21 protein-coding genes are annotated in these 23,618 nt (G+C 69.7%); 14 read left to right on the forward strand and 7 right to left on the reverse strand.

Annotated elements, in window-relative coordinates:
• Window positions 1-8: 8 nt before the first annotated feature.
• Window positions 9-884, reverse strand: a complete 876-nt coding sequence (locus tag CFB45_RS07455; protein WP_089425109.1) for a LysR family transcriptional regulator — start codon at window positions 882-884, stop codon at window positions 9-11.
• Between the two features lie 112 nt (window positions 885-996).
• Between CFB45_RS07455 and CFB45_RS07460 the strand changes: the two genes are divergently transcribed.
• On the forward strand, window positions 997-1,422 hold the full coding sequence (locus CFB45_RS07460) for a VOC family protein (RefSeq protein ID WP_011351673.1): 426 nt from the start codon (window positions 997-999) through the stop codon (window positions 1,420-1,422).
• Between the two features lie 132 nt (window positions 1,423-1,554).
• On the forward strand, window positions 1,555-2,139 hold the full coding sequence (locus CFB45_RS07465; protein ID WP_089425110.1) for a flavin reductase family protein: 585 nt from the start codon (window positions 1,555-1,557) through the stop codon (window positions 2,137-2,139).
• 21 nt (window positions 2,140-2,160) lie between these two features.
• Here the strand turns inward: CFB45_RS07465 and CFB45_RS07470 are convergent, their stop codons facing one another.
• Window positions 2,161-3,057: a LysR family transcriptional regulator gene (locus CFB45_RS07470; protein WP_089425111.1), complete on the reverse strand. Its 897-nt coding sequence runs from the start codon at window positions 3,055-3,057 to the stop codon at window positions 2,161-2,163.
• Between the two features lie 97 nt (window positions 3,058-3,154).
• Between CFB45_RS07470 and CFB45_RS07475 the strand changes: the two genes are divergently transcribed.
• The 3 genes from CFB45_RS07475 to CFB45_RS07485 are packed head-to-tail and all read left to right on the forward strand — an operon-like array spanning window position 3,155 to window position 6,163.
• Entirely contained in the window at window positions 3,155-4,453 is a 1,299-nt protein-coding gene (locus tag CFB45_RS07475) for a CitMHS family transporter (protein ID WP_089425112.1), read from the forward strand.
• Window positions 4,454-4,493: 40 nt separating this feature from the next.
• Complete coding sequence (locus tag CFB45_RS07480) at window positions 4,494-5,852, forward strand: acyclic terpene utilization AtuA family protein (RefSeq protein ID WP_089425113.1); 1,359 nt, start codon at window positions 4,494-4,496, stop codon at window positions 5,850-5,852.
• Window positions 5,852-6,163 (forward strand): AtuA-related protein, encoded by a 312-nt coding sequence (locus CFB45_RS07485; RefSeq protein WP_089425890.1) that lies wholly within the window; start codon window positions 5,852-5,854, stop codon window positions 6,161-6,163. Before CFB45_RS07480 ends, CFB45_RS07485 begins: the two co-directional genes overlap by 1 nt.
• A gap of 30 nt (window positions 6,164-6,193) precedes the next feature.
• On the opposite strand, the gene CFB45_RS07490 is transcribed toward CFB45_RS07485, so the two are convergent.
• Window positions 6,194-7,015: a carbon-nitrogen hydrolase family protein gene (locus tag CFB45_RS07490; RefSeq protein ID WP_089425114.1), complete on the reverse strand. Its 822-nt coding sequence runs from the start codon at window positions 7,013-7,015 to the stop codon at window positions 6,194-6,196.
• A gap of 177 nt (window positions 7,016-7,192) precedes the next feature.
• Entirely contained in the window at window positions 7,193-7,990 is a 798-nt protein-coding gene (locus CFB45_RS07495) for a response regulator transcription factor (protein ID WP_089425115.1), read from the reverse strand.
• A gap of 224 nt (window positions 7,991-8,214) precedes the next feature.
• Here CFB45_RS07495 and CFB45_RS07500 point away from each other — a divergent pair, with 224 nt between their 5' ends.
• From CFB45_RS07500 to CFB45_RS07515, 4 genes are read left to right on the forward strand one after another with little or no spacing between them, the layout of a single operon-like run.
• Complete coding sequence (locus tag CFB45_RS07500) at window positions 8,215-10,554, forward strand: hypothetical protein (RefSeq protein ID WP_144025184.1); 2,340 nt, start codon at window positions 8,215-8,217, stop codon at window positions 10,552-10,554.
• Entirely contained in the window at window positions 10,551-11,771 is a 1,221-nt protein-coding gene (locus tag CFB45_RS07505; protein WP_089425117.1) for a hypothetical protein, read from the forward strand. The genes CFB45_RS07500 and CFB45_RS07505 overlap by 4 nt, the downstream gene beginning before the upstream one ends.
• A gap of 13 nt (window positions 11,772-11,784) precedes the next feature.
• On the forward strand, window positions 11,785-12,456 hold the full coding sequence (locus tag CFB45_RS07510) for a DUF1266 domain-containing protein (protein WP_218828870.1): 672 nt from the start codon (window positions 11,785-11,787) through the stop codon (window positions 12,454-12,456).
• 60 nt (window positions 12,457-12,516) lie between these two features.
• A complete protein-coding gene (locus CFB45_RS07515) occupies window positions 12,517-13,323 on the forward strand; it encodes a topoisomerase IV (protein ID WP_089425118.1) in 807 nt (268 codons plus the stop codon).
• Between the two features lie 42 nt (window positions 13,324-13,365).
• Here CFB45_RS07515 and CFB45_RS07520 read toward each other — a convergent pair whose 3' ends face one another.
• On the reverse strand, window positions 13,366-14,295 hold the full coding sequence (locus tag CFB45_RS07520; protein WP_089425119.1) for a phosphatidate cytidylyltransferase: 930 nt from the start codon (window positions 14,293-14,295) through the stop codon (window positions 13,366-13,368).
• Between the two features lie 37 nt (window positions 14,296-14,332).
• Window positions 14,333-14,965 (reverse strand): lysophospholipid acyltransferase family protein, encoded by a 633-nt coding sequence (locus CFB45_RS07525; RefSeq protein ID WP_071334306.1) that lies wholly within the window; start codon window positions 14,963-14,965, stop codon window positions 14,333-14,335.
• Between the two features lie 456 nt (window positions 14,966-15,421).
• On the opposite strand from CFB45_RS07525, the gene CFB45_RS07535 reads away from it, so the two are divergent.
• The 4 genes from CFB45_RS07535 to CFB45_RS07550 all read left to right on the forward strand — a co-directional run bounded on the left by CFB45_RS07535 (window position 15,422) and on the right by CFB45_RS07550 (window position 19,763).
• Window positions 15,422-16,027, forward strand: a complete 606-nt coding sequence (locus CFB45_RS07535; protein ID WP_089425120.1) for a CDP-alcohol phosphatidyltransferase family protein — start codon at window positions 15,422-15,424, stop codon at window positions 16,025-16,027.
• 105 nt (window positions 16,028-16,132) lie between these two features.
• Window positions 16,133-17,902 (forward strand): bifunctional alpha/beta hydrolase/class I SAM-dependent methyltransferase, encoded by a 1,770-nt coding sequence (locus CFB45_RS07540; RefSeq protein WP_089425121.1) that lies wholly within the window; start codon window positions 16,133-16,135, stop codon window positions 17,900-17,902.
• Complete coding sequence (locus CFB45_RS07545) at window positions 17,899-19,311, forward strand: phosphatase PAP2/dual specificity phosphatase family protein (RefSeq protein WP_089425122.1); 1,413 nt, start codon at window positions 17,899-17,901, stop codon at window positions 19,309-19,311. The genes CFB45_RS07540 and CFB45_RS07545 overlap by 4 nt, the downstream gene beginning before the upstream one ends.
• The gene (locus tag CFB45_RS07550; protein WP_089425123.1) at window positions 19,311-19,763 is read left to right on the forward strand and encodes a hypothetical protein; all 453 of its coding nucleotides are present in this window, start codon (window positions 19,311-19,313) and stop codon (window positions 19,761-19,763) included. Before CFB45_RS07545 ends, CFB45_RS07550 begins: the two co-directional genes overlap by 1 nt.
• 43 nt (window positions 19,764-19,806) lie before the next feature.
• Here CFB45_RS07550 and CFB45_RS07555 read toward each other — a convergent pair whose 3' ends face one another.
• On the reverse strand, window positions 19,807-20,829 hold the full coding sequence (locus CFB45_RS07555; RefSeq protein WP_089425124.1) for a sensor domain-containing diguanylate cyclase: 1,023 nt from the start codon (window positions 20,827-20,829) through the stop codon (window positions 19,807-19,809).
• Between the two features lie 479 nt (window positions 20,830-21,308).
• On the opposite strand from CFB45_RS07555, the gene bcsB reads away from it, so the two are divergent.
• Window positions 21,309-23,618 (forward strand): cellulose biosynthesis cyclic di-GMP-binding regulatory protein BcsB, encoded by a 2,310-nt coding sequence (bcsB, locus tag CFB45_RS07560; protein ID WP_089425125.1) that lies wholly within the window; start codon window positions 21,309-21,311, stop codon window positions 23,616-23,618.

Here is a 23,618-nt window from a genome sequence, read left to right on the forward strand (position 1 = left end):
CGCCGGCGCTAGGCCGGCTGCCGTGCCGCCGCTTCGATCAGTTGCGCGAGCTTCTGCGCCGGCTCCGACATCGTGCGCCGCGCGCGATGCACGAGCCCGATGTCGCGGTGGAACGTGTGATGCCCGAGGTCGATCGCGCGTACGCCGGCCGGCCAGCGGCGATACACGGCGGTCTGCGGGACGATTGCGACGCCGACGCCGTTCTCGACCAGCTTGACGATCGCGTCGAGCTCGTCGAGCTCACACGTGTCACGCACCGCGATATGCATCTTCCTCAGGAAGCGGTCGACCTGGCGGCCGCCGAACGACGCGCGGTCGTAGCGCACGAACGGCTCGCGCGCGAGCAGCTCGGCCCAGTCCTTGCCCTTCACGCTGCGCGGCACGATCAGCCGGAACGGTTCCTGCACGAGGGTCGTCCAGTGCAGGTCGCTCTGCAGCGAAAACGGCGGCCGGATGATCGCGGCCATGTCGATTTCACCGGCGTCCACCCGGTTGACCAGCTCGATCGACAGCCCCGGGATCACGTGCGTCCGGCACGCGGGATCGCGGCGATGGAAATCGGCGAGCGCGGCCGGCAGCAGCGCGCTCTGCACCGACGCGATCGCGCCGATCGTCACGCGCACGGCGGCCGGCGAGCCGGGCGACGTCGAGCTCAGGTTCTCGTACAGGCCGATCAGCGCCTGCGCCTGGTCGAGCACGTGATGACCCATCTCGTTGAGCCGCGCCGAGCGGCCTTGCCGGTCGAACAGCGCGAAGCCGAGTTCCGCTTCGAGCCGCTGCATCTGCGCGCTCACGGCCGCCTGCGTGAGCCCGATACGGTTGCCGGCCGCGGCGAACGTGCCTTCCCGGGCGACGGCGACGAGGGTTTTCAGTTCGCGGATCATTCATCAATTTCGTTTGTGAATGACGCAACTATATATTGATTTAATTTCTGCTTGACCTTGACTACCATGGTGCCGTCCTCGCGCCACGCGAGCGTTCCATCACGAGGCCACCATGAGTCTTTCCCCGTTTCACCTGGCGATTCCCGTCTACGACCTGCCGGCCGCGCGCGATTTCTACGGCCGTGTGTTCGGGCTGGCAGAGGGGCGCTCGAGCGCGCAGTGGGTCGACTTCGACTTCTACGGGCACCAGCTCGTGATTCACGAGCATCCGAAGACCGCGTCGCAGGAAGGCGCGCATACGAACGCGGTGGACGGTCACGACGTGCCGGTGCCGCATTTCGGGATCGTGCTCGACTGGCCGAGCTGGGAAGCGCTGGCCGAGCGGCTGAAGTCGTTCGGCGTGACCTTCGTGATCGAGCCGTATGTGCGGTTCCAGGGGCAGGTCGGCGAACAGGCGACGATGTTCCTGTTCGATCCGTGCGGCAACGCGCTCGAGTTCAAGGCGTTCCGCGATATCGGCCAGTTGTTCGCGAAGTGACCGGCGGTGCGGTCAGCGCCGATTGACATTGGGTGCGAGAATGCGGCCTCCGGCCCGGTTGCGCGCCTGCGCACCGGCCGGCGCCGCGCCGCACGGCATCCGTCCGTGCGAGCCGTTCTCCAAGGAACCCGTATGGACAGTCACATCGCTCCGGTGGAGCTGAAGAAGGCCTACCGTCTCCTCAACCACGGCCCGACCGTGCTCGTGTCGGCCCGCCACGATGGCGTCGACAACGTGATGGCTGCCGCCTGGGCGTGCGCGCTGGATTTCCTGCCGCCGAAGCTGACGGTCGTGCTCGACAAGACCGCGAAGACGCGCGAGCTCGTCGAGCGCAGCGGCAGGTTCGTGATCCAGGTGCCGACGGCCGCGCAGCTGCGGCTCACGCATGCGGTCGGCAGCCACAGTCTCGCGGAGCGCCCCGACAAGCTGCGCGAAGCGGGTGTCACGCTGTTCGACGTCGAAGGCCACGACCTGCCGTTCGTCGCCGGCTGTTCCGGCTGGCTCGCGTGCAAGCTGGTTCCGGAGCCGCACAACCAGCAGACCTACGATCTGTTCATCGGCGAGGTGGTCGCGGCGTGGTCCGACACGCGCGTGTTCCGCGACGGCCACTGGTATTTCGAATCGGCCGATCCGGCGCTGCGCAGCCTGCACTACATCGCGGGCGGCAATTTCTATGCGATCGGCGAATCGCTGCACGTCGATCCGGACGCGAAGTAAGCACCAATCCGGGCGCGCGGTTCACGCGCGCTTGTTCAATTCCGTCAGCATGGCTTCGGCGAACGCCTGCGCGACGCGCGGCAGCGTGCGGCCGCGCTTCGTGACGAGCGCGATCGGCCGCTCGAACGCGGGGTCGTCGATCGGCTTTGCAACCAGCTCGGGCTCGGCGCGCACCTCGCGCGCGGTTGCCGGCAGGATCGTCACGCCGAGCCCGCCGCGCACCATCGCGACGGCCGTCATCATGTAGGTCGGCTCGCACGCGATGGCGGGCGTGCAGCCGGCCGCGTCCAGCGCGGCATCGACGACGCTGCGCACGCTCGTGCCCCGTGCGGTGAGCACGAGCGGCACGGCTGCGACGTCGGCGGTGGTCAAGCGGCGCTTGCGCGCGAGCGGATGATCCTTCGGGCACACGGCGACGAGCTGGTCGGCGCCCGCATACAGCACCTCCAGCGACGCATCGAAGGTATTGCCACCCGTCAAGCCGAGATCGGCTTCCTCGTTGCGCACGAGCGCCGTGACGAGGCTCGCGACGCCGTCGCGGATCTCGAAGCCCGCAAGCGGCACCTCGCGCCGGAACGACTGGATCAGCTCGGGCAGCACGCTGGACGCGAAGGTCGGCAGGCACGCGAGCCGCACCGTGCCGCTCGTGCCTTCGCCGAGCGCACGCGCGTCGCGCAGCACGCGCTCCATGTCGTCGAGCGAGCGTTGCAGCAGCGGCAGCAGCTCGCGCCCGGTCTGCGTGAGCGCGACGCTGCGGCTGTTGCGGTCAAACAGGCGCGCGCCGACGATCTCCTCGAGCCGGCGGATCTGCACGGTCAGCGCCGGCTGCGACAGATGCAGGCGTGCGGCCGCACGCGTGAAGTTGCCGGCCTGCGCGACGGTGACGAACGCGCGAATGTCGCGAAGATTCAGATCCATAACGGTTCGTGATTGCTGCGATCAAATCATTTCAATTGTGCTATCGCTGCGCCGACCTTACGCTCGTCTCCAACAAAAGACAAGGTAGGAGACACGGATGCTGCCGTTACTCGGGCTGGGCACGATCGTCGTGCTGCTGGCCGCGATTCTGTCGAAGCGGATGTCGCCGCTCGTTGCGCTGATCATCGTGCCGATCGCCGCGTCGCTGATCGGCGGCTTCGGGCTGCACACCAGCAAGTTCGTCATCGACGGGCTGAAGGGGCTCGCGCCCGTCGTCGGGATGTTCGTGTTCGCGATCCTCTATTTCGGGACGATCACCGACGCCGGCACGCTCGACCCGATCATCGACCGCATCCTGCGCGCGGTCGGCACGCGGCCCACGCGCATCGTGATGGGGACGACGCTGCTCGCGCTGCTGATTCACCTCGACGGCTCGGGCGCCGTCTGCTTCCTCGTGACGATTCCGGCCGTGCTGCCGCTGTACGACCGGCTGAAGATGGACCGGCGCGTGCTGGCCGCCGCGGTGTCGATGGCCGCGGGCATCAACTTCCTGCCGTGGACGGGGCCGATGATCCGCGCGTCGGCGTCGCTGCACCTGCCGGTCTCGGCGCTGTTCAATCCGCTGATCCCGGTGCAGGCGATCGGGCTCGTGTTCGTGTTCGGCGTCGCATACTGGCTCGGGCGGCGCGAGGAGAAGCGGCTCTGCCTGTCGCGCGACGATGCGTCGATCCCGCTGCCGAAGCGCGAGCTGACGCCCGACGAGCAGGCGCTGCGCCGGCCGCACCTGTTCTGGTTCAACCTGGTGCTGACGCTCGTCGTGCTCGGCACGATGGTCGTGATGGGCGAGAAGATCCCGCCCGCGATCATGTTCATGGTCGGCCTGTGCATCGCGCTGATGGTGAACTACCCGAACGTCGACATGCAGAGAAAGCGCATCGACGCGCATGCGCGCGCCGCGCTCATGATGGCCGGCATCCTGCTCGCGGCCGGCGTGTTCACGGGGATCATGCAGGGCAGCGGGATGCTGAAGGCGATGGCGCAGGCGGCGGTCGGCTTCGTGCCGCCGTCGATGGCCGGCCACGTCCCGGTGGTGCTCGGCCTCGCGTCGATGCCGCTCAGCATGCTGTTCGATCCCGATTCGTTCTATTTCGGCGTGCTGCCCGTGATCGCGGAAGTGGCCGGCCAGCTCGGCGTGCCGGCCGTGCAGGTCGGGCAGGCTGCGTTGCTCGGCCAGATGACGACCGGGTTCCCGGTCAGCCCGCTGACGCCCGCGACCTTCCTCGTCGTCGGCCTGTGCGGCATCGAGCTGGCCGAGCACCAGAAATTCACGTTCCCGCTGCTGTTCGGCGCCTCGATCGTGATGACGATCGCGTGCGTCGTGCTGGGCATCTTTTGATCTTTCCCGGCGGTGACCGCCGCCGGACGACGGTACGGACATGACAGCAAAGCAACCTGAACGGCGCGTGCGCATCGGCGCGGGCGCCGGCTACTCGGGCGACCGGATCGAGCCCGCGGTCGAACTGGCCGAACACGGGCAGCTCGACTATCTCGTCTTCGAATGCCTGGCCGAGCGCACGATCGCGATCGCGCAGCAGGCGCGGCGCCAGGACCCGGCACTCGGCTACGACCCGCTGCTCGACGCGCGGATGCAGGCGGTGCTGCCGGTCGCCGTGCCGAAGGGCGTGCGCATCGTGTCGAACATGGGTGCGGCGAATCCGCGTGCGGCCGCGCGGCGCACCGCGCAAATCGCGCAATCGCTGGGTTTCGCGAAGCTGAAGGTCGCGGCGGTCGAAGGCGACGACGTGCTCGACGTCGTGCTGCGCGGCGCATTCCGCTTCGAGGAATCGGGCGACGACGTCGCCGCGTATCGCGACCGCATCGTGTCCGCGAACGCGTACCTCGGCGCCGCGCCGATCGTCGATGCGCTCGCGGCCGGCGCGGACGTCGTGCTGACCGGGCGCGTCGCCGATCCGTCGCTGTTCGCCGCGCCGCTGATCCACGCGTTCGGCTGGCGGATGGACGACTGGGACACGCTTGGCGCCGCGACGGTCGTCGGCCACCTGCTCGAATGCGCGGGGCAGGTGACGGGCGGCTATTTCGCCGATCCCGGCTACAAGGATGTGCCGAACCTCGCGCGCCTCGGGTTTCCGATCGGCGAAGTCGCGGCCGACGGCACGGTCGTGATCACCAAGGTGCCGCACGCGGGCGGCCGCGTGAGCGCGGCGACCTGCAAGGAACAGCTGCTCTACGAGATTCACGACCCGGCGCGCTATCTGCAGCCCGATGTCGTCGCGGATTTCACGCAGGTCACCGTCGCCGAGGAGGCGACCGATCGCGTGCGCGTGACGGGCGGGCGCGGCACCGCGCGGCCCGATACGCTGAAGGTATCGGTGGCTTATGTCGACGGCTGGATCGGTGAAGGCCAGATGTCGTACGGCGGCCCGGGCGCGCTCGAACGCGCGCGTCTCGCGCTCGAGATCGTCCGCGAGCGGTTGGCATTGACCGGCGTCGCCGCGACCGAGTTGCGCTTCGACCTGATCGGTGCCGATGCGCTGTATGGCGACGCGACGCCGGCCGTGCGCGGCGAGCCGGCCGAGGTGCGCGTGCGGGTGGCCGGCCGTGCGGCGAGCGCCGCCGAAGCCGCGCGCATCGGCAACGAAGTCGAGACGCTCTATACGAACGGGCCGGCCGGCGGCGGCGGCGCGTTCAAGTCGACGCGCGAGGTGATCGCGGTGCAGTCGGTGCTGCTGCCGCGCGCGGCCGTGACGCCGTCGTTTTCATTCGTGGAGGCATGATGCAACTGCGTGAACTCGCGCATGCGCGCACCGGCGACAAGGGCAATACGCTGAACGTGTCGGTGATCTGCCACGATCCGCGTCATTACGATCACCTGCGCACGCATCTGGATGCCGACGCCGTGAAGGCGTGGCTCGCGGGCATCGTGCACGGCGACGTCGTGCGCTATGAACTGCCGGCGCTCGGCGCATTCAATTTCGTGCTGCGCGATGCGCTCGGCGGCGGCGTCACGCGCTCGCTCGCGCTCGACGCGCACGGCAAGTCGGTCAGTTCGGCGCTGCTGGCGATCGAGGTGCCCGCCCCGGCGTGACGGATGTCGCCGCCGGAGGCGGGCCAGCGCTTACGGAATCAGCAGTTCGCGCAGGCCGCTGGCGTGCTCGATGCGTTCGCCTGCGATGTGCAGGCGCTGATCGCGGCGATAGTCGTAGACCGCGCGCGACGCGGCGAGCTGGTCGAAATCGAGCTCGACCGCATGACGCGATTCGGTATTGCCGGCCTCGAAGATCAGGTTGCCGAACGGATCGGCCGCGAGGCTGCCGCCCGCGAACACGATGTCGTGCGCGCTGCCGCCGACGCGGTTGGCGACCACTGCGAACACCTGGTTCTCCATCGCCCGCGCTGTGGCCGATGTGCGGTGGACGGGGCGGTACGGCTCCATGTTGCCGTCGGTGATGAGGATCAGCTCGGCGCCGAGCGCGGCGAGCGCGCGGCCGGTTTCGGGGAATTCGTTGTCGTAGCAGATCAGCAGGCCGATCCGCACGCCGCGCCATTCGATCGTCGCGAAACGGTCGCCGGGCAGCACGACGCCGTGCTCGCTCACCCACAGATGCGTCTTGCGATAGCGCAGCGCGATGCCGTCCGGCGTGACGAAGACGGTCGTGTTGTAGAAGCGGCCGCCGTCGTTCTCGACCAGCCCGACCACGACCGCCACATCGCGTGCGCGTGCGGCTGCCATGACCGCGCCGACGCTCGGGCCGTCGAGCGGCTCGGCGCATTCCGCGAGATTCGACGGATCGAGGAAGCCGGTGAGTTGCGCTTCCGGAAACATCACGATGTCGGTGCCCGGTGCGCAGGTTGCGATCGCGTCGAGCGTGCGTTGCAGGTTGTAGGGCGTGTCGCCGTCGCGACCGGCGAGCTGGACGATATCGAGCTTCAGTTTCATGGCGATTTCGGTAGCAGGGGCCCGTCGCCGGTGGCGCCGGAAGGGTGGGTAAGGAGGCCCCAGTATGCGCCGAAGCGGCGGATTTCCCATCCCGCCGGCGCGTTAACCCTTCGGGGGTATTGATCTGTGACGCCGCCGGTGCCGGCGAGCACCGGCACGCGCGGCCCGCGATGCGTGTCAGGTGCAGGCTTGCGCGTTCAGGAACAGCGAGAACAGCTCCGATTGCGAGTTGATGGCGAGCTTCCCGTAGATGTTGCGGCGATGGACCTTGACCGTTTCGGCGGATATCGCCAGCTTGTTCGCGACTTCCTTGTTCGAGCGCCCGCTCAGGATCAGCCGGATCACGTCGAGTTCGCGCGCGGTGAGCGGCGTGCCGAGCCGCGCCATGGCGCGCTCGAAGCCGTCCTGCGCACGGGTGCCGGCCCGCGGCGGCACCGCGGCTTCGATGGCGGCCGGCTCGAACGCGAGCCGCTGCCGCATCAGCCCGGCCACCCATGGCCGGATCAGGTCGAGCAGCGCCACCTGCTCGGGGCTGAAGCGCCGCTTGCTGCCGAGCGACAGGCATAGCGTGCGTGCATCGTCGAGCACGACGTTGAACTGCACCTCGTCCTCGACGACGTTGTGCGTGAAATAGAGCGTGTAGTACTCGGTATCGCGGAAGCATTCGGGCGCGACGTCGGACAGCCGGAACAGGCCGCTCTTGGGCGCGTCGCGGTTCGCGATGTAGAACGGGTCGAGCTGGTACAGGCCCTGCACGTAGTCGCGGAACAGCGGGTCGGGGCCGCCGCCTTCGTACGGGCATTCGGCGAACACCTGCGGGCGGCCGTCGCCGAACGTCAGCGCGACCCAGCTGTCGACCGCGACGTATTCCTCGATCAGCCGGATCAGCGCCAGCCAGAAGCCCGGCTGGTCGAGCGACTCGATGAGCCGCCCGACCGAGCGGTGCCAGGCGACGTCCTGCAACGTGAGGTTCATGCGTGTTCCGGGTCGGGCGGGACCGGTCGGGACGCATCGCGCCGTCGCGCGATGCGCATCGACCGGATCCGGGAATGAAGAACGAGATCGTAACGCCGGACGACGCGAATGGCGAGGCCGCGCACTGCCTCCGTCTCCTGATAAGCTATCGCGATTCCGAGAGGGGGGTAGCCGTTGCCCCCAGTGCCTATACCAAGACCAAGACTCATAACGATATGACAACGATGCCTTTGACGGGCCAGTCGCTCGACACGCTGATGAACCGGCTCGAAGCCGATCTCGAAGAAAGCGACTCGAGCCGCGAGAGCGACCTTGCGGCAAGACTGCGGGCCCAGCCGTTGCGTGCCGATTCGCTCGACGCGATCGAGCGCCTGCACACGCTCTGGATGCACGCCGGCGATCCGGCCGCTGCACGCGCCGTGCTCGACGACGACGGCGCAGGCGTGCACGACGCGGCGCCGCCCGACGCGCGGCCCGACATCCGCATGCAACTCGCGCTGTACCGGTTGCAGATCGCCCGGCACCTGGGCGAGAACGACGCCGTCACCCACGCGATCGGCGAGATGCATGACGTCGTGCGCACGTCGCCGACGCTCGATGCCGATCGCTTCGTCCGCGCCCGCATTCTCGATACGCTGGAATACGACCACGCGGAGCACGCGCTCGACGCGATCGAACTGCGTCACGCATTGAATGGCGCGCTGGCCGACCGCGCCGCGTTTCGCGCCTGGGACGAAGCGAACCGGCAATGCCTGCGTGCGTGGGCCTTGCGGCGGCTTGGCCGGGACGACGACGCGCGGGCGGCGGCCGAGGCCGCGGTGGCGGCCATCGCATCGGCAGGTGCGGACCAGGACATCGACGCCGATGACTGGCTGCGGATCGGCCGGGCGATGATCGAGATTGCGCCGCTGCAGTTCGACACGATTCGCCGGGCCGTCGAGTCGCGCATCGCCGACTGGGCACTACCGCCGCGCCGCGAGGCCGAGGTGAGGCTGGCGCGGCTTGCCGCGCGGGCGGCACATGCGCAAGGCGATCTCGACGGCGCGCTCGCCCGGTGCGAGATGGCGAGTCACAGCCTCGAGTCGGACGGCGGCGACGACTTCATCGAATACGAACTGCCGTGGCTGCTCGAGGCGGGCCGCTTCGACGACGCGGGGCGCCGCGCGTTCTTCCACGTGTACCAGATCGAAAGCAGCATGCTCGACCGGGTGGGGCAGATCATCCACGCACGCCTCGCCGAGCCGACCGACACATCGGTCTGGTGGCCGCTGTGTGCGATGCGCGCAGCCGGTTTCGCGCCGACGCTCGAACGGCTCGTCGAACTCGGCGCGGAACAGCCCGACGCGCTGGCCGCGCGTTCGCCGACCCACGGCGAGATCTTTGCCGCGCTCGGCTCGCTCGAGGGCGACGCGTTGCGCTACGCGATCGCCGACGCCGCGCGCGAGGTCGCGCTGCGGCGCGCGCCCGGCCATCCGTGGATCGCGCGGCTCGCGGCGGTCTACGACGGCGAAACCGGCCGCATCGATGCGACGACCCAGGCCGCGCGCCTGTTCGCGGCCGCGCAGGAAGGCGAGATGCACGACAACCGCACCGCGTTCACGCTGACCGAGGCGCGCATACGCGCGCTGGGGGTCGCCGCCGCGCTGAGACTGCCGCCGCCGTCGCTGCGCAGCGGCTTGTGGAGCTACGCATTCTCGGGCTGGATCGAGGACCGGGTCGAGGAGGCGATCGAGGCACTGCCGGCCGCGGAACGGGCGCCGGTGCGTGCCGACCTTCAGCGCCTGCGGATCGCCGCGTACGAGCAGGGCCGTGCGTGCATGGAGCGCTTCTTCGAGACCGGCAAGGGGCACCCGTACGATTCTTGTGCGCACCTGTATTCGATGCTCTGCAACAACCTCGCGATTCTCTACCGCGACGAGGACCGTTACGACGAGGCGCTGGTCCTGCATCGCAACGGGATTGCGGCGAGCTCGTTTGCCGAGCATTACTCCGGTGTCCGCTACGTGCTCGCGTGCCAGGGCAAGGACGACGAGATGGTCGAGGCCGCCGAGCAGCTTTGGCATTACGCCGCCGAATACGGTTTCAGCCGGCATGACCCGAACTGGTACGTGCGCGACGTGGTGCGCGCGCTGTATCGCCTCGATCGTTGCAACGAATTGCCGATCTGGCTCGAACGCCTCGTCGGCTGGCAGCGCGAACACGATCAGGTCGACGGCAGCCTGCCCGACGAGGCGCTGATCGCCCGCTTCGTGTTCGCCTCCCACATGGCGGCATCGCATCCGGATCAGGCGTCGGCGCTGTACGACGCCGCGCGCGGGCAGGCCGATGCGTCGCACGATCTGGATGTCCTGCTCCGGGCTGCCGACGCGGCATACGAACTGGGCCGGCAGTCGGATGCGAAGTATTTCTACGAGCGTGTGCTTGCCGGCAACCGGCACGCTGCGGAACCGCTCGACCTGATGGAGGACGTGATCGAGCGACGGATCCGCGAGGCCGATGCGCCGGCCTCGCCGGATTCAGCGACCGCCGCGCCGAACAAGCGCTGGTGGAAGTTCTGGCAATGACGGCCGTCGATCGGCGGGCCGGCTACGCGCCGCGCAACGCGCTGAACGCCGATGCGCTGAAAGCGGCGATCGCCGCGCGCAGCACCGCGCGGGGCGATGCCGACGCGGTGCGCGCGTGGCTGCTCAATCATTTCTACCGGCATGTCGTCGCCAACTTCGAGCCCGCGCGCACGATCGGGTCGCTCGACGAGGCGCGGCAGGCGCTCGGCCAGGCTGCGCCGCCGGCGTGGGTCGCGCGGCGCTTCGGGCCCGGCGCGAAGACGATCGGCGAGGGCGACGCCGGCAGGCAGGCCCCTGTCGTCTGGGTCGACCCGGCCGATCCGCACCTTCTCGCACTCGAAACCACGCTCGTCGAGTTTCTCGAATCGCGCAAGGGCACCGGGCTCGAGGGCAAGCTCGACCGTGTCAATTGCCCGCAGGCGCTCGCGATGTGGGAACGCGAGCATGCGGAGATGGCGGACCGGATCGCGCGCGGCTGGCGCGAGAGCCAGCCCGATGCGCTGCGCACGTGGTGCGAAACCGCCAACGGGCGCTTTGTCGAATTCCTGCCCGACAGCGCGCTGCTGCGCGCCGAAATGGCGTTCGAGAGTTACGTGATGCGCCATTGCCTCGGCCAGTTCGCCGACCGGCAAGCGCTGACGGGCGGCTACGGCGGGCGCTATGCGGAAGCGATCGAGGCGCGCACGCTGCGGTTGCTGAGCTTTCGGGATGCGGGCGGCCAGCCGCACATCACGATCAGCGTCGCGGTGCAGGCGGACGGCAGCCTCGACGTCGATCAGGTCAAGGGCAAGCAGAACCGGCCGCCGGTCGAGCGCTACGTCGACGACGTGCTGGCCTGCCTGAATGCGCTGGGGACGACGGATCGCACGCCGCCCGACTGCATCGCGCTCGGCGTCGTCCATACGCCGTCGGGGTGGTGCAGGATCGAGGACGTGACGGATGCCGCGTCGCAAGCACGGCTCGTCGCGCGCCATCCGCAATTGTTCGGACGGCTCGCCGAGCCGACGCCGACCGTCGAGTGGCTGGTCGCCGCGCGGCAGCCTGAACTGCTGCACGCGCGGCCGCCGCGTGCCGGTTCGGTGCGTTACGCGGTGCGCGCGACGCTGGCGCCGGCGGTGCCGTCCGCACGGCCGGACGACGCGCAGCCTGCCTTTGCCACCGAGGGCGTGCGCTGGCCCGGCTACGACGCGCCGCGTGGCGTCGGTGCCGCGCAATGACGGGGCGAAGACCATGATATTCAAGTTGATCGTTGCGCTGTTCGTGCTGTGGCGCATCGTGCGCTACTTCCGCCGGCGCGGTGGGCGCTATCGGGCGTTGCCGGCCCGCAAGCACTGGGCGCTGCTGCTCGCGCACCCGTACGTGGAAGCGACGGGATTCTCGGGTTTCGACGATGCGGACACGAGCCACCTGAACGACACGTCGCGCAAGTTCCTGCGTGCCCAGATGCTGCACCAGATGGAGTTGCGCACCGACGCGACGGACGACGATGCGCGCGCGCACCTGGCGCGCGTGCTCGAGACGCAGTGGTTTCGCGCCGACCTGCATGCGCTGCGGCCGACCGACGACCCGCGTGCGGCGCTCGCGTTCGCCTGTGCGCGGATGGCGTTCCTCGCGCGCGTGGCGATGCTGATGGGCTGGACCGAGCCGGACACCGCCTGGCGCGTGTTGTTGCTCAACGCGCAGCGCGCCCAGGACTGTTTCGACAGCTGGACGGATTTCGGCCACGCGTACGTCGCGGGCCGCAGGCAGTGGGTGGCGGGATTTCGCGCCGATCCGTTCGGCAAGGCGTTCGACGACGCGACGCTGCAAGGCTGGCTCGCACCGGGTGGCGGTGCATGGGGGCACGCGGCGTGGCCGGGGCTGGCGGCGTTCGATCCCGAGCCGGTCGCGCAACCGCGTTGATGCCGTGATGCCGCTGGCCGTTTGCTTCCCGCACCGTTTCTCATTCCTGGCGACGCCGACATGATTTCATCCATTCCTCCCCTGGTGCGACGCCTGGGGCTGTCCGCTGCGTGTGCGGTGCCGGCGTTGACGTTGCCGGCTGCGGCGCACGCGATCGAGCCGGCGGTGGCCGACCGGCTGCTGCGCACGTTCATCCACGACAGCTATGGCAACTGGCGCGCGGACCGCAAGGGCTGGCAGGCGGACCGCGGCGATCTTGTCTATTCGCCATGCGGTTCGCTGCGCGTCGCGACCGCGGAGGGCCCGCGCACGCTGCTCGCGATGTGCGGCGAGACCGAGGTGGCCGTGCAGAACGGGATGCCGGGCATGGATACGGACGCGACGACCGGCACGATCGACCTGTACGTGCTGAAACCGGCGGCGGACGGCAAGACGCTCGAGCCGGTCATGAAGAAAACGGAGATCGCGTCGGGCGGGCGCGGCGAGCCGGGCACGGTGCGTATCGAGCGGCTCGGGCCGCATCTGTTCGGGTTCGTCATCGGCGAAAGCGACACGCGGCAAGGCTATTCGCAACGCTTCCGCGCGATCTGGCTGCCGGTCGGCAATGCACTGGTGCTGGCGGCGGCGCGCATCGACGAGGCGCTCGACAACGCGGAGTCGACCGAATGCGCGCACGCGCGGGCGCGCTGCGAGGAACGCCGCTTCGAGATCGCGCCGGACCTGACCGGCGCCGGCGACGTCTATCCGCTGACGGTCACGGAAACGGGCACGCGCGGCGACAGGACGATCCACGCGCGCCATACGGTGAAGTTCGACGCGGCGCGTGGCCGCTACGTCGTGCCGAAGGCCTTGCGCGAAGGGTACTGATCCATCGCGCGCAGGAACGGGCGGCGTGGCGCCGCCCGCGCATCACACGTACAGATACCGCACGAGGTGGAAGAACACCGGCGCGGCGAAGCAGATCGAGTCGACGCGATCGAGCATCCCGCCGTGGCCCGCGATCATCGAGCCCCAGTCCTTGGTGCCGAGCGAGCGCTTGACGGCCGACAGCACGAGGCCGCCGACGAAGCCCGCGATCACGATCGCGAGCGAGATGCCGAACGCCGACCCGAAGCTGAACGGCGTCACACGATACAGCGAGGCGCCGCACAGCGTGGCCAGCAGGCCGCCGCCGATGAAACCCTCGATCGTCTTCGACGGCGACAGCTGCGGTGCGATCTTGCGCTTGCCGAACAGCTTGCCGACCACGTACTGCAGCACGTCGCTGATCTGCACGACGAACAGGAAGAAGAACAGCAGCAGCGCGTTCTGCCCCGCGTAGTGCGGAATGTCGAGGATCAGCACGGCCGGCGCATGGCTCAGCCCGTACACGCACACCATCAGCGCCCAGTTGATCTTCGCGTTGCGGCTCAGGAAGTCGCGCGTGTCCTGCGTGAGTGCCGACACGAGCGACATCGCGAAGAACAGGTGCACGGGCACGAAGATCGAATACATCCCGTACCAGTTGATCCCGAGCAGCAGGTATTGCACGGGGATCGCGACGAAGAACGCGATGAACAGCGTCGTATGGTCGCTCGGCGTGGTGGGCGTGAGCGTGATGAATTCGCGCAGCGTCAGGTAGGACAGCACCGCGAACACGAGATAGGTGATGTTGTTGCCGAGGCCGATCGCGATGGCCATGATCGCGATCATCGCCCACCACGCACGGATGCGCTGGTTCAGGTTGACGATGGTCGCGCTGGTGCCGCCGCTGCGTGCGCCGAGGATCGCGCCGATCACGGTCGCGACGACGAGCACGCCCGTGACGCCCGCGACCAGTTCCCAGAAAATGGTTCGCATTATTGATATCCGGAAAAGGGAGAAGAGGGCGCCGCGTTCAGCCGGCCGGCCGCTGCGGCGGCGCGAGCGCGACGACCGCGTCGCGCATGCGGGCGAGGAACGTCGGCTTGTCCTCGTCGGCGCCGCGCTGTTCGTTCGCGCCGAAGTGCACCTTGCAGATCAGCGGCACCGGCCAGATCGCGCCCTTCGGCATGATCCGCTGCAGGTTCTCGAGATAGACGGGCGCGAGCGCGACGTCCGGAAACTCGGTCGCGAGGTGGAACAGCCCGCTCTTGAACGGCTGCGGCAGGATCTCGGCGCCGCGCGTGCCTTCCGGGAAGATGATGATCGAATGGCCCTGCTTGAGCGCGTCGCGCACCGGATCGAGCGGGTCACCGCCGGATTCGCGGTGGCGGTCGATCAGCACGACGTTCAGCAGCTTCTGCGCGATGTGGCGCTTCATGTCGCTGCTGTCCCAGTAGTCGCGCGCGGCGACCGGCCGCACGACCGCGCGCACGTTGCGCGGCAGCGCGGCGAGGATCGCGAGCGTGTCGATGTGGCTCGTGTGGTTCGAGAAGTAGATCTTCTGCGTCGGGGACGGCGGCGCCTGATGCCAGACCGGATACGCACCGGCGACGAGCCGCACGATGGACAGCAGGAAATCGCGCTGCCAGACGTTGAGGATGTTCATCGGCGCTGCGCCTCCTGCGTGCCTGCATGGCCCGCTGCGCATGAGCGGCGGGCGGGACCCCGGAATGCCGGCGCGGCAGGATGCGCGCCGGACGGCCCTTGTTTAAATTTTTTCAAATTCGTGGCTGCCTGTCGCAGGTCCGCGATAATCGGACGAGTCGCCGTCATACGCTGTTGCGTCGCGGCGAATGCGCCGGTCGGCGGCGTGATAATCGGCTGTTGCACGCGTGCCCGTTTGCAGTTCGAATGGATCTCGCTGCGATCGGGCCAGCGGATTATCGCGAGTTTCCGTCAAAAACGCCAGATTGGCGCCGCGCGTGCGGGCCGGGCGCGTGCTTGACGCATCGGGGCCGCTCGGCGACGATGAGGGCCGTCCATGGAAGGCCGTCCAGGGCCGTTTCGCCGCCCGGGGCATGGCGGCGGGAAATGTATCCGACTGTGCCGCGCAAATAAAACGATGAGCCTCTACGCACTCAAACCCAAATTCCAGAACACCCTGCGCCCGTTCGCGAACTCGCTCGCCGAACGCGGCGTGACGGCCAACCAGGTCACGCTGTTCGCGGCCGGCGGCTCGATCGTCGTCGGCGCGCTCGCCGGGCTCGGCGTGTTTGCCCGCGCGCTGTTCCTGCTGATCCCGCTGTGGCTGTTCGCGCGCATGGCGCTCAACGCGATCGACGGGATGCTCGCGCGCGAGCACGGCCAGAAGAGCACGCTCGGCGCGTACCTGAACGAGCTCGGCGACGTCGTGTCCGATGTCGCGCTGGTGCTGCCGTTTCTCGCGATTTCCGCGTTCGCTCCGGCAGACGTCTGGCTGTTCGCGCTGACGGCGGTGATCGTCGAATGCGCGGGGCTGATCGGCCCGCTGGTCGGCGTCAGCCGCCGCTACGACGGCCCGTTCGGCAAGAGCGACCGTGCGCTCGCGCTCGGCGCGTTCGCGCTGTGGATCGGACTCGGCTTTCCGGTCGGCGGCGTCGCCGTCTGGCTGTGGCGCCTGCTGATCGTGCTGTCGATCGTGACCGTGGTGCGGCGCGTGCAGGCCGGCATCGCGGAAAAGGGCGGTTGAAAGGGCAGTTGAAGCGGCGGGTGAAACAGTCGTCAACACAGTTGCGGTACCGGGCGCCGGAGGGCGGCGCACCAAGATTCGAATAACGAAACGAGAGAGAAACGCATGAGCGCACGCATGGCCCGCGAGGCCGACTTCATCACGCACGACGGCGAAACGCTGTTCTATCGTCACTGGCCCGCCACGGGCCCGTGCTGCCGCGGCGCCATCGTGTTGCTGCACCGCGGCCACGAACACTCGGCGCGCGTCGCGCACCTGGTCGACGAGCTCGACCTGCCCGATTTCGCATTTTTCGCATGGGATGCGCGCGGCCACGGCCGCTCGCCCGGCGCGCGCGGCTACAGCCCGAGCGCGGCCGCGTCGGTGCGCGACCTTCAGACCTTCGTCGAACATATCCGCGACTCGCACGGCATCGCGATCGAGGACATGGCGGTGGTCGGCCAGAGCGTCGGCGCGGTGCTCGCGGCCACCTGGGCGCACGACTACGCGCCGCCGATCCGCGCGCTCGTCGTCGCGTCGCCGGCGTTCCACATCAAGCTCTACGTGCCGTTCGCGCGGCCGGGCCTGCGGTTGATGCACAAGCTGCGCGGGCTGTTCTACGTGAACAGCTACGTGAAGCCGAAATTCCTCACGCACGATCCCGAGCGGATCGCGAGCTATGCGTCCGATCCGCTGATCACGCGGCCGATCGCGGTCAACATGCTGCTCGACCTGCACGACACCGCGCAGCGGATCGTCGCCGACGCGGCCGCGATCACCGTGCCGACGCAGCTGCTGATCTCCGGCGCCGACTGGGTCGTGCATCGCGGCCCGCAGGACCGCTTCTTCGAACGCCTCGGCGCCGCGCGCAAGGAGCGCATCGTGCTGCCGGGCTTCTATCACGACACGCTCGGCGAACGCGACCGCGCGCAGGCGCTCGCCCCGCTGCGTGCATTCGTGCTGCGCGAATTCGATGCGCCGAGCCCGCGCGTGTCGCTCGCCGACGCCGACCGGCGCGGCGCGTTCCACGACGAATACGCGGCGCTCGGCCGGCCGCCCGCGAATGCGTTCGCGCGGGCGTACTGGGCGCTCACGCGCGCCGGCCTGAAGGCCGGCGGCGCGCTGTCGGACGGCATCGCGCTCGGGCTGCGCCTCGGCTTCGATTCGGGCTCGACACTCGACTACGTGTACCGCAACCGCGCGCAAGGGCGGCTCGGCGTCGGCGCGCTGATCGACCGCACCTATCTCGATTCGCCGGGCTGGGTCGGCATCCGCCAGCGCAAGGTGCATCTGCAGGAGCTGATCGGCGCGGCGATCGGCCGCCTGCGCGGCCACGGCTCACCGGTGCGGATCGTCGACATCGCGGCGGGACACGGGCGCTACGTGCTCGACGCGATCGCGTCGGCCGCCGAGCGCGACGGCGCGGCGCCCGACGACATCACGCTGCGCGACTACAGCCCGCCGAACGTCGAGGCCGGGCGCGTGCTGATCGCGCAGCGCGGCCTCGAGTCGATCGCGCGCTTCGAGCGCGGCGATGCGTTCGACGAGGCGTCGCTCGCGACGCTCGAGCCGCGTCCGACGCTCGCGATCGTGTCGGGCCTCTACGAGCTGTTCGGCGAGAACGCGCTGATCGAGCGCTCGCTGCGCGGGCTCGCGCAGGCCGTGCCGCCGGGCGGCTATCTCGTCTATACGGGGCAGCCGTGGCATCCGCAGCTCGAGTTCATCGCCCGTGCGCTGAACAATCACCGCGGCGAAGCGACCTGGGTGATGCGCCGCCGCTCGCAGGCCGAGATGGACGAGCTCGTCGCGCGCGCGGGCTTCCGCAAGCTCGACCAGCGGATCGACGAAATGGGCATCTTCACGGTCAGCCTCGCGCAGCGGGTCGACGCGTCATGAGCGCGCTCGGCGGCGGCGCGAGCGACCTCGCCGAACCGGCCCCGGCGGCCGGCGCCGGCGCGCGCGACGCGTCGTTCGCGCTGCGTTTCGGCTGGCTCGCGGTGATGGGCGCCGTGTTCTTCTCGACCTACGGTTTCGCGAACTGGCTCGCCGCGCGCCGCGTGGCGGTGCCGACCTTCGCGTTCGGCTGGGAGCACGCGATCCCGTTCGTGCCGTGGACGATCGTGCCGTACTGGTCGATCGACCTGCTGTATGCGCTGTCGTTCTTTTTCTGGACGCGCCGCGCCGACCTGCTCGATCACGTGAAGCGGCTGTTGACCGTGCAGCTGATCTCGGTCGCGTGCTTCATCGCGTGGCCGCTGCGCTTCGGGTTCGAGCGGCCCGACGCCGGCGGCGTGGCCGGTGCGCTGTTTACGCTACTGATGGGCTTCGACAAGCCGTTCAACCAGGCGCCGTCGCTGCACATCGGGTTGCTCGTCGTGCTGTGGGCCGTGTATGCGAAGCACCTGCGCGGCACGCTCGCGCGCGGCGTGCTGCACCTGTGGTTCGCGGCGATCGGCGTGTCGGTGCTGACCACCTACCAGCATCACGCGATCGACGTGCCGACCGGCGCTGCCGTCGGCTGTCTCGCGCTGTTCCTGTTTCCGCTGCGCGATGCCGCGGGCCGGCTGCCGGGCGCCGATGCGTCGCCGGGCGCGGCCGGCCGTGCGCTCGCGCGCCGCTATGCGCTTGGCGCGGCGGCGCTCGCGCTCGTGGCGCTCGGGTGCGTGCCGCGCGCGCCCGGCTGGGCGCTGGCGGCCGGGTGGGTCGCGCTGGCGCTCGCCTGTGTCGCGTGGATCTACCGGCGCGGCGCGCCCGGCGCCTTCCAGAAGGACGCGTTCGGGCGGTTCCCGGTCGTCATGCGCTGGCTGCTCGCGCCGACGATTGCGGGCGCGTTCATCAATTCGCGGCTGTGGACGTTCCGGCAGCCGGCGCCGGTGCGGATCGACGAACGCGTGTCGATCGGGCGTACGCCGACGACACGCGACGTGCGCCGCCACGGCTTCACGGCGCTGGTCGACCTGACCGCCGAAATGCCGCGCTGGGCGTCGGTGGATGCGTCGCTCGCGTATGCGACCGTGCCGCAGCTCGATCTCGTCGCGCCGACGGCCGGGCAACTCGCGCAGGCCGTCGCGGCGCTCGAAAGCCTGCATGGGGAAGGGCGCGACGTGCTGGTCTGCTGCGCGCTCGGCTACGGGCGCAGCGTGCTGTGCGCGGCCGCGTGGCTGGCGGCGCGACGCGGGCTCGGCGATGCGCGCGACGCGCTGGCCGCGGTGCGTGCGGTACGGCCGCATGCGGTGTGGTCGGACGACGGCGTGGCCGTGCTGCAGCAGTGGGTCGATCGCCGTCGCGGCGCGGGAGGCGCGTGATGCGCGACCCGTCCGCGCCATTCAGGATTGCCGCCGCGCGCGGCGCGCTCGATGCAGGCGCGTGGGCGATCGCGGCCGCGCTGGCCGCGGCCGGCGCCGGCTGGTGGATCGCGTCGGGCTGGGCGCCGGCGACGATCGCCCGCGTGCTGCTGGCGGTGGTCAGCACTGGGTCGGGGATCGTGGCGCTGTGGTACGCGGTGCGCATCGAGATCGACCGCCGGCTGTTCGCCGCGCTCGCGCGTGCGGCGGCGGGCGACGGATCGGTCGACGACGGCCTCGCGGCGCTCGACCGCGCACTCGCCGATCTCGGCTGGATCGATGCGTCGAAGGCCGGGCGCGCACTCGACGCACGCGTGCGCGGTGCGGTCGGGCTGTGCCGGGCCGGTGTGCTCGTCGCGATCGTCCAGTGGCTCGTGGTCGGGCTCGCGATCGCCGTTCCGCAGATCGGCTAGCGCCCGTTCAAGGCAGCCGCCGCCGCCGGCTGGCCGAGCCGCGTTACGCGTGAGCGACCCGTTGCGACCGCGTGCGTTTCACTTCATACATCGCCTGGTCCGCGTGCTCGATCAGCGCGTTCATGTCGGTGCCGTCGTCGGGCAGCAGCGCGATCCCGACGCTGACGCCGAGCCGCATCGGGCGCCCCTCGAATTCGAACGGTTCACTGACCTGGCGCGCGAGCCGCGTGCTTTGCGCATGCGCATCGTCGCGATTGCCGATGTTCGGCAGGATCACCGCGAATTCGTCGCCGCCGATGCGTGCGACCGTGTCCGAGCGCCGCACCGCCCCCTGCATCCGCGTGGCGATCTCGCGCAGCGCCGCGTCGCCCGCGCGATGGCCGAACCCGTCGTTGATCGGCTTCAGCCCGTCCATGTCGATGTTGAGGATGCCGAGCCGGCCGTTCGCGCGCAGCGTCGTGTGCATCGACTGCCGCAGGCGGTCGTAGAACAGCGCGCGGTTGGGCAGGCCCGTGAGCGCGTCGTGTGTCGCGCGCAGGTACAGTTCGTTCGCCTCGTTGCGCGCCGCGTGGAACATCGCGGCGGCGATCAGGTCGGCCGTCAGCCGCAGCGTGGCCGCGTCGGCCTGCGAAAAGCCGTCGACTTCCGGCGACATCACTTTCAGCACGCCGACGGTCGTGTCGGCATGGGTGAGCGGCATCACGAGCATCGAGCGCAGGCCGACCCGCCGGCAGGCGTCGCGATCGACGCGCGGGTCGGTTTCCGAGTCGATGCAGTGCAGCAACGCGCCTTGCTGCACGCACAGGCCCGACAGGCTGCCCGAGCGCCGCAGCCGCAGGCCGAGCATCCCGGCGGCCGTGCCCGACGCGGCGCGGTACACCATGTCGTCGCCCTCGGCGAATTCGACCGCGGCGGCGCTCGCGCCGGTGAGCTGCGGCACCTGCTCGGCCACGTAGGCCATCACGCTGCCGAGATCGAGGCCGAGCTTCGCGATCTCGGTCTGCACGGCGATGATGCGCAGCAGCGTATCGGGGGACGGGGTGGCAGTGTCGACGATTTGATTCAAGTCAGTTTTCCGTGAAAGAAAGCACGTCCGGCAGCGCGGATTGCGGTAGCATACGCGCCGCCTCGCGGCCGCGTGTTCAGCCGGGGTGGTCTGCAACGGACCGCCGCCGGCCAGCCGATCCGCGCCGGCAGTATGCCGTTCGGCCTGCCGGGCGACAACGGCGCAATTCTTACCATTCATCCCTCTCGCGCAGCATTTCCGACCGGATTGAGGTTTTTTCGCTTCAATGTCGCGAATCGTGGTGAGTTTTGTCCTGTTTTTGAGATAGTGTGACGAATGGGCGTGTGCCGGTGCCAGGCGCGCGTAGCACGATGCCGTGCGATTAAAGAAATCGCCGCATCGTTTCGATAAATGAATCAGGCCAGTTGGATACATATGAGGGAAGCAGTGGGGATGTTCACTCACGGGCATAGCTGCTTTGCGGGCATCGATTCCGATGCGACGGACGACCGGATGATCCTGATGAAACGGAGTGCCGCATGAAGCCGGCCGTGTCGCTGCTCATCCTCTCGGCCGCGATGGCCGGCGCCTTTCATGCCGCCGCGCTGTCGGCCGCGCCGATGCCGGCCGTGCCAGTTGCGGCCGCGTCCGGCGCTGCGCCGGCGCCGGTGCTTGCGGCCGCGCCCGCGGCGGCCAGCCCGAGCCCAGCCGGCCTGCCGGCGACGACGGTGCGCCTGCCGTTCGCGTCGCTCGGCGCGTTCGATCCGCTGCGCCTGCGCGGCGCCGACGACGCCCGCACGATCAATGCGGGCGTGCGACTCGACCGCGTGGTCACCGGCGCGCGGCTGCGCCTGACCTACGCGTATTCGCCGTCGCTGGTGTTCCCGATGTCGCACCTGAAGGTGTCGGTGAACGGCGAGGTCATCGCGACCGTCCCGTTCGACGCCGCGCAGGCGGGCCGCACGGTCACGCAAGAGATCCCGATCGATCCGCGCTACTTCTCGGATTTCAACCAGATCGGCCTGCGCCTGATCGCGCACTACACGCTCGACCATTGCGAGGATCCGTCGAACTCGGCGCTGTGGGCCGACGTGAGCCCGAAGAGCGAGCTGATCCTCGACGAATCGCCGGTCCGCCTGCCGAACGATCTCGCGCTGCTGCCCGCGCCGTTCTTCGACCGGCGCGACAACGGCCGCGTGCGGCTGCCGTTCGTGCTGCCGGCGTCGCCCGATTCGGCGACGCTGCGCAGCGCGGGCGTGCTCGCGTCGTGGTTCGGCGCGCTGGCCGACTACCGGCATGCGCGCTTCCCGGTGTCGACCGGGCTGCCGGCCGACGACCAAGCGGTGGTGATCGGCACGGCCGCGACGCTGCCGGCCGGCCTCGCGCTGCCGTCGATCAACGGCCCGCTGCTCGCGGTGGCCGACAACCCGGCCGCGCCGGGGCGCAAGCTGCTCGTCGTCACGGGCCGCACGGCGGCCGAGGTCGACGATGCGGTCGCGACGCTCGTGCTGGGCCGCGCGGCGCTGTCGGGGCCGTCGGCGACGGTCGCGCACGTCGATCTCGGCGCGCCGCGCAAACCGTACGACGCGCCGCGCTGGCTGCCGGTGAACCGGCCGATCACGTTCCGCGAGCTCGTGTCCGATACGCGCGAGCTGGAAGTGCGCGGCACGTCGCCCGACGCCATTCGCCTGAACCTGCGCGTGCCGTCCGACCTCCATTCGTGGAACGGCGCGGGCGTGCCGATCACGCTGCGCTACCGCTACACGGCGCCGACGGTGCAGGACAACTCGACGCTTGCCGTCGAGATCAACGACCAGCTCGTGAAGTCGTACCGGCTCGGGCCGGCCCATGCCGAGGACGCGCACGGCCGCATGCAGCTGCCGTTGCTGTCGGTGCCGGAAGGGCGCGTGACGAGCGACGTCGACATCCCGGCGTTCCGGGTCGGCAGCGGCAACCAGCTGCAGTTCCGCTTCACGCTCGACTCGCAGAAGACGGGCCTGTGCTCGAGCACGGCGACCGAGCCGCAGCGTGCGGCGATCGATCCCGATTCGACGATCGACTTCTCGCACTTCGTCCATTACGCGCAGTTGCCGAACCTGGCGTTCTTCGCGAACAGCGGCTTCCCGTTCACGCGCTTCGCCGACCTGTCGCAGACGGCCGTCGTGATGCCCGACCGGCCGTCGCCGCAGGAGCTCGAGGCCTACCTGACGATGCTCGGCCACATGGGCGAATGGACCGGCTTCCCGGCGCTGCGCGTGCAGGTCGCGCGGCCCGGCGACGTCGCCGCGCTGTCGGGCAGCAAGGATCTCCTCGTGATCGACGGCTCGCCCGCGTCGCCGCTGCTCGCGCACTGGCGCTCGGCGCTGCCGCTCGTGATCGGCGAGCAGGGCAGCGCGGGCGGCGAGGGCGCCGCGCGCATCGCCTTCTCGGTGAAGGAGCGCTGGCGCAACGGCGTCGGCCTGACCGAAGGCGGCGCGCACATCGAGCAGACGGGCTCGCTCGCGGCGCTCGCCGGGTTCGAGCTGCCGGGCAGCCGGGGGCGCAGCGTCGTCGCGCTGACGGCGACCGACCAGCCGCGCCTCGGCGATCTGCTCAACGTGTTCGAGAACGCCGGGCTCGTGTCGCAGCTGCAGGGCGACCTGGCGCTGGTGCGGCCGGGGCAGGTCGACAGCCTGCGCGTCGGCGAGCCTTACGTGGTCGGGTTCGTGCCGTGGTATGCGCGGGTGTGGACGCAGGCGGCGCGGCATCCGGTCGTGCTGGGCGCGGTCGGCGTCGTGGCGGGGCTGCTGCTCGCGCTCGGCGTGTTCAGCGTGCTGCAGAGAATCGCCGCGCGTCGACGGGGGATGTAA

Origin of the sequence: Burkholderia sp. HI2500, from assembly GCF_002223055.1 — a bacterium.
GTDB lineage: Bacteria > Pseudomonadota > Gammaproteobacteria > Burkholderiales > Burkholderiaceae > Burkholderia.

Excerpts from the sequence above, each read along its gene's own strand:
- CFB45_RS07490 (WP_089425114.1), bottom strand. The coding sequence starts at position 7,015 with ATGAAACTGAAGCTCGATATCGTCCAGCTCGCCGGTCGCGACGGCGAC.
- CFB45_RS07550 (WP_089425123.1), top strand. The coding sequence starts at position 19,311 with ATGCGCGACCCGTCCGCGCCATTCAGGATTGCCGCCGCGCGCGGCGCG.
- CFB45_RS07535 (WP_089425120.1), top strand. The coding sequence starts at position 15,422 with ATGAGCCTCTACGCACTCAAACCCAAATTCCAGAACACCCTGCGCCCG.
- CFB45_RS07470 (WP_089425111.1), bottom strand. The coding sequence starts at position 3,057 with ATGGATCTGAATCTTCGCGACATTCGCGCGTTCGTCACCGTCGCGCAG.
- CFB45_RS07540 (WP_089425121.1), top strand. The coding sequence starts at position 16,133 with ATGAGCGCACGCATGGCCCGCGAGGCCGACTTCATCACGCACGACGGC.
- CFB45_RS07475 (WP_089425112.1), top strand. The coding sequence starts at position 3,155 with ATGCTGCCGTTACTCGGGCTGGGCACGATCGTCGTGCTGCTGGCCGCG.
- CFB45_RS07545 (WP_089425122.1), top strand. The coding sequence starts at position 17,899 with ATGAGCGCGCTCGGCGGCGGCGCGAGCGACCTCGCCGAACCGGCCCCG.
- CFB45_RS07485 (WP_089425890.1), top strand. The coding sequence starts at position 5,852 with ATGCAACTGCGTGAACTCGCGCATGCGCGCACCGGCGACAAGGGCAAT.
- CFB45_RS07495 (WP_089425115.1), bottom strand. The coding sequence starts at position 7,990 with ATGAACCTCACGTTGCAGGACGTCGCCTGGCACCGCTCGGTCGGGCGG.
- bcsB (WP_089425125.1), top strand. The coding sequence starts at position 21,309 with ATGAAGCCGGCCGTGTCGCTGCTCATCCTCTCGGCCGCGATGGCCGGC.
- CFB45_RS07460 (WP_011351673.1), top strand. The coding sequence starts at position 997 with ATGAGTCTTTCCCCGTTTCACCTGGCGATTCCCGTCTACGACCTGCCG.
- CFB45_RS07455 (WP_089425109.1), bottom strand. The coding sequence starts at position 884 with ATGATCCGCGAACTGAAAACCCTCGTCGCCGTCGCCCGGGAAGGCACG.
- CFB45_RS07525 (WP_071334306.1), bottom strand. The coding sequence starts at position 14,965 with ATGAACATCCTCAACGTCTGGCAGCGCGATTTCCTGCTGTCCATCGTG.
- CFB45_RS07480 (WP_089425113.1), top strand. The coding sequence starts at position 4,494 with ATGACAGCAAAGCAACCTGAACGGCGCGTGCGCATCGGCGCGGGCGCC.
- CFB45_RS07500 (WP_144025184.1), top strand. The coding sequence starts at position 8,215 with ATGCCTTTGACGGGCCAGTCGCTCGACACGCTGATGAACCGGCTCGAA.
- CFB45_RS07465 (WP_089425110.1), top strand. The coding sequence starts at position 1,555 with ATGGACAGTCACATCGCTCCGGTGGAGCTGAAGAAGGCCTACCGTCTC.
- CFB45_RS07505 (WP_089425117.1), top strand. The coding sequence starts at position 10,551 with ATGACGGCCGTCGATCGGCGGGCCGGCTACGCGCCGCGCAACGCGCTG.
- CFB45_RS07510 (WP_218828870.1), top strand. The coding sequence starts at position 11,785 with ATGATATTCAAGTTGATCGTTGCGCTGTTCGTGCTGTGGCGCATCGTG.
- CFB45_RS07520 (WP_089425119.1), bottom strand. The coding sequence starts at position 14,295 with ATGCGAACCATTTTCTGGGAACTGGTCGCGGGCGTCACGGGCGTGCTC.
- CFB45_RS07515 (WP_089425118.1), top strand. The coding sequence starts at position 12,517 with ATGATTTCATCCATTCCTCCCCTGGTGCGACGCCTGGGGCTGTCCGCT.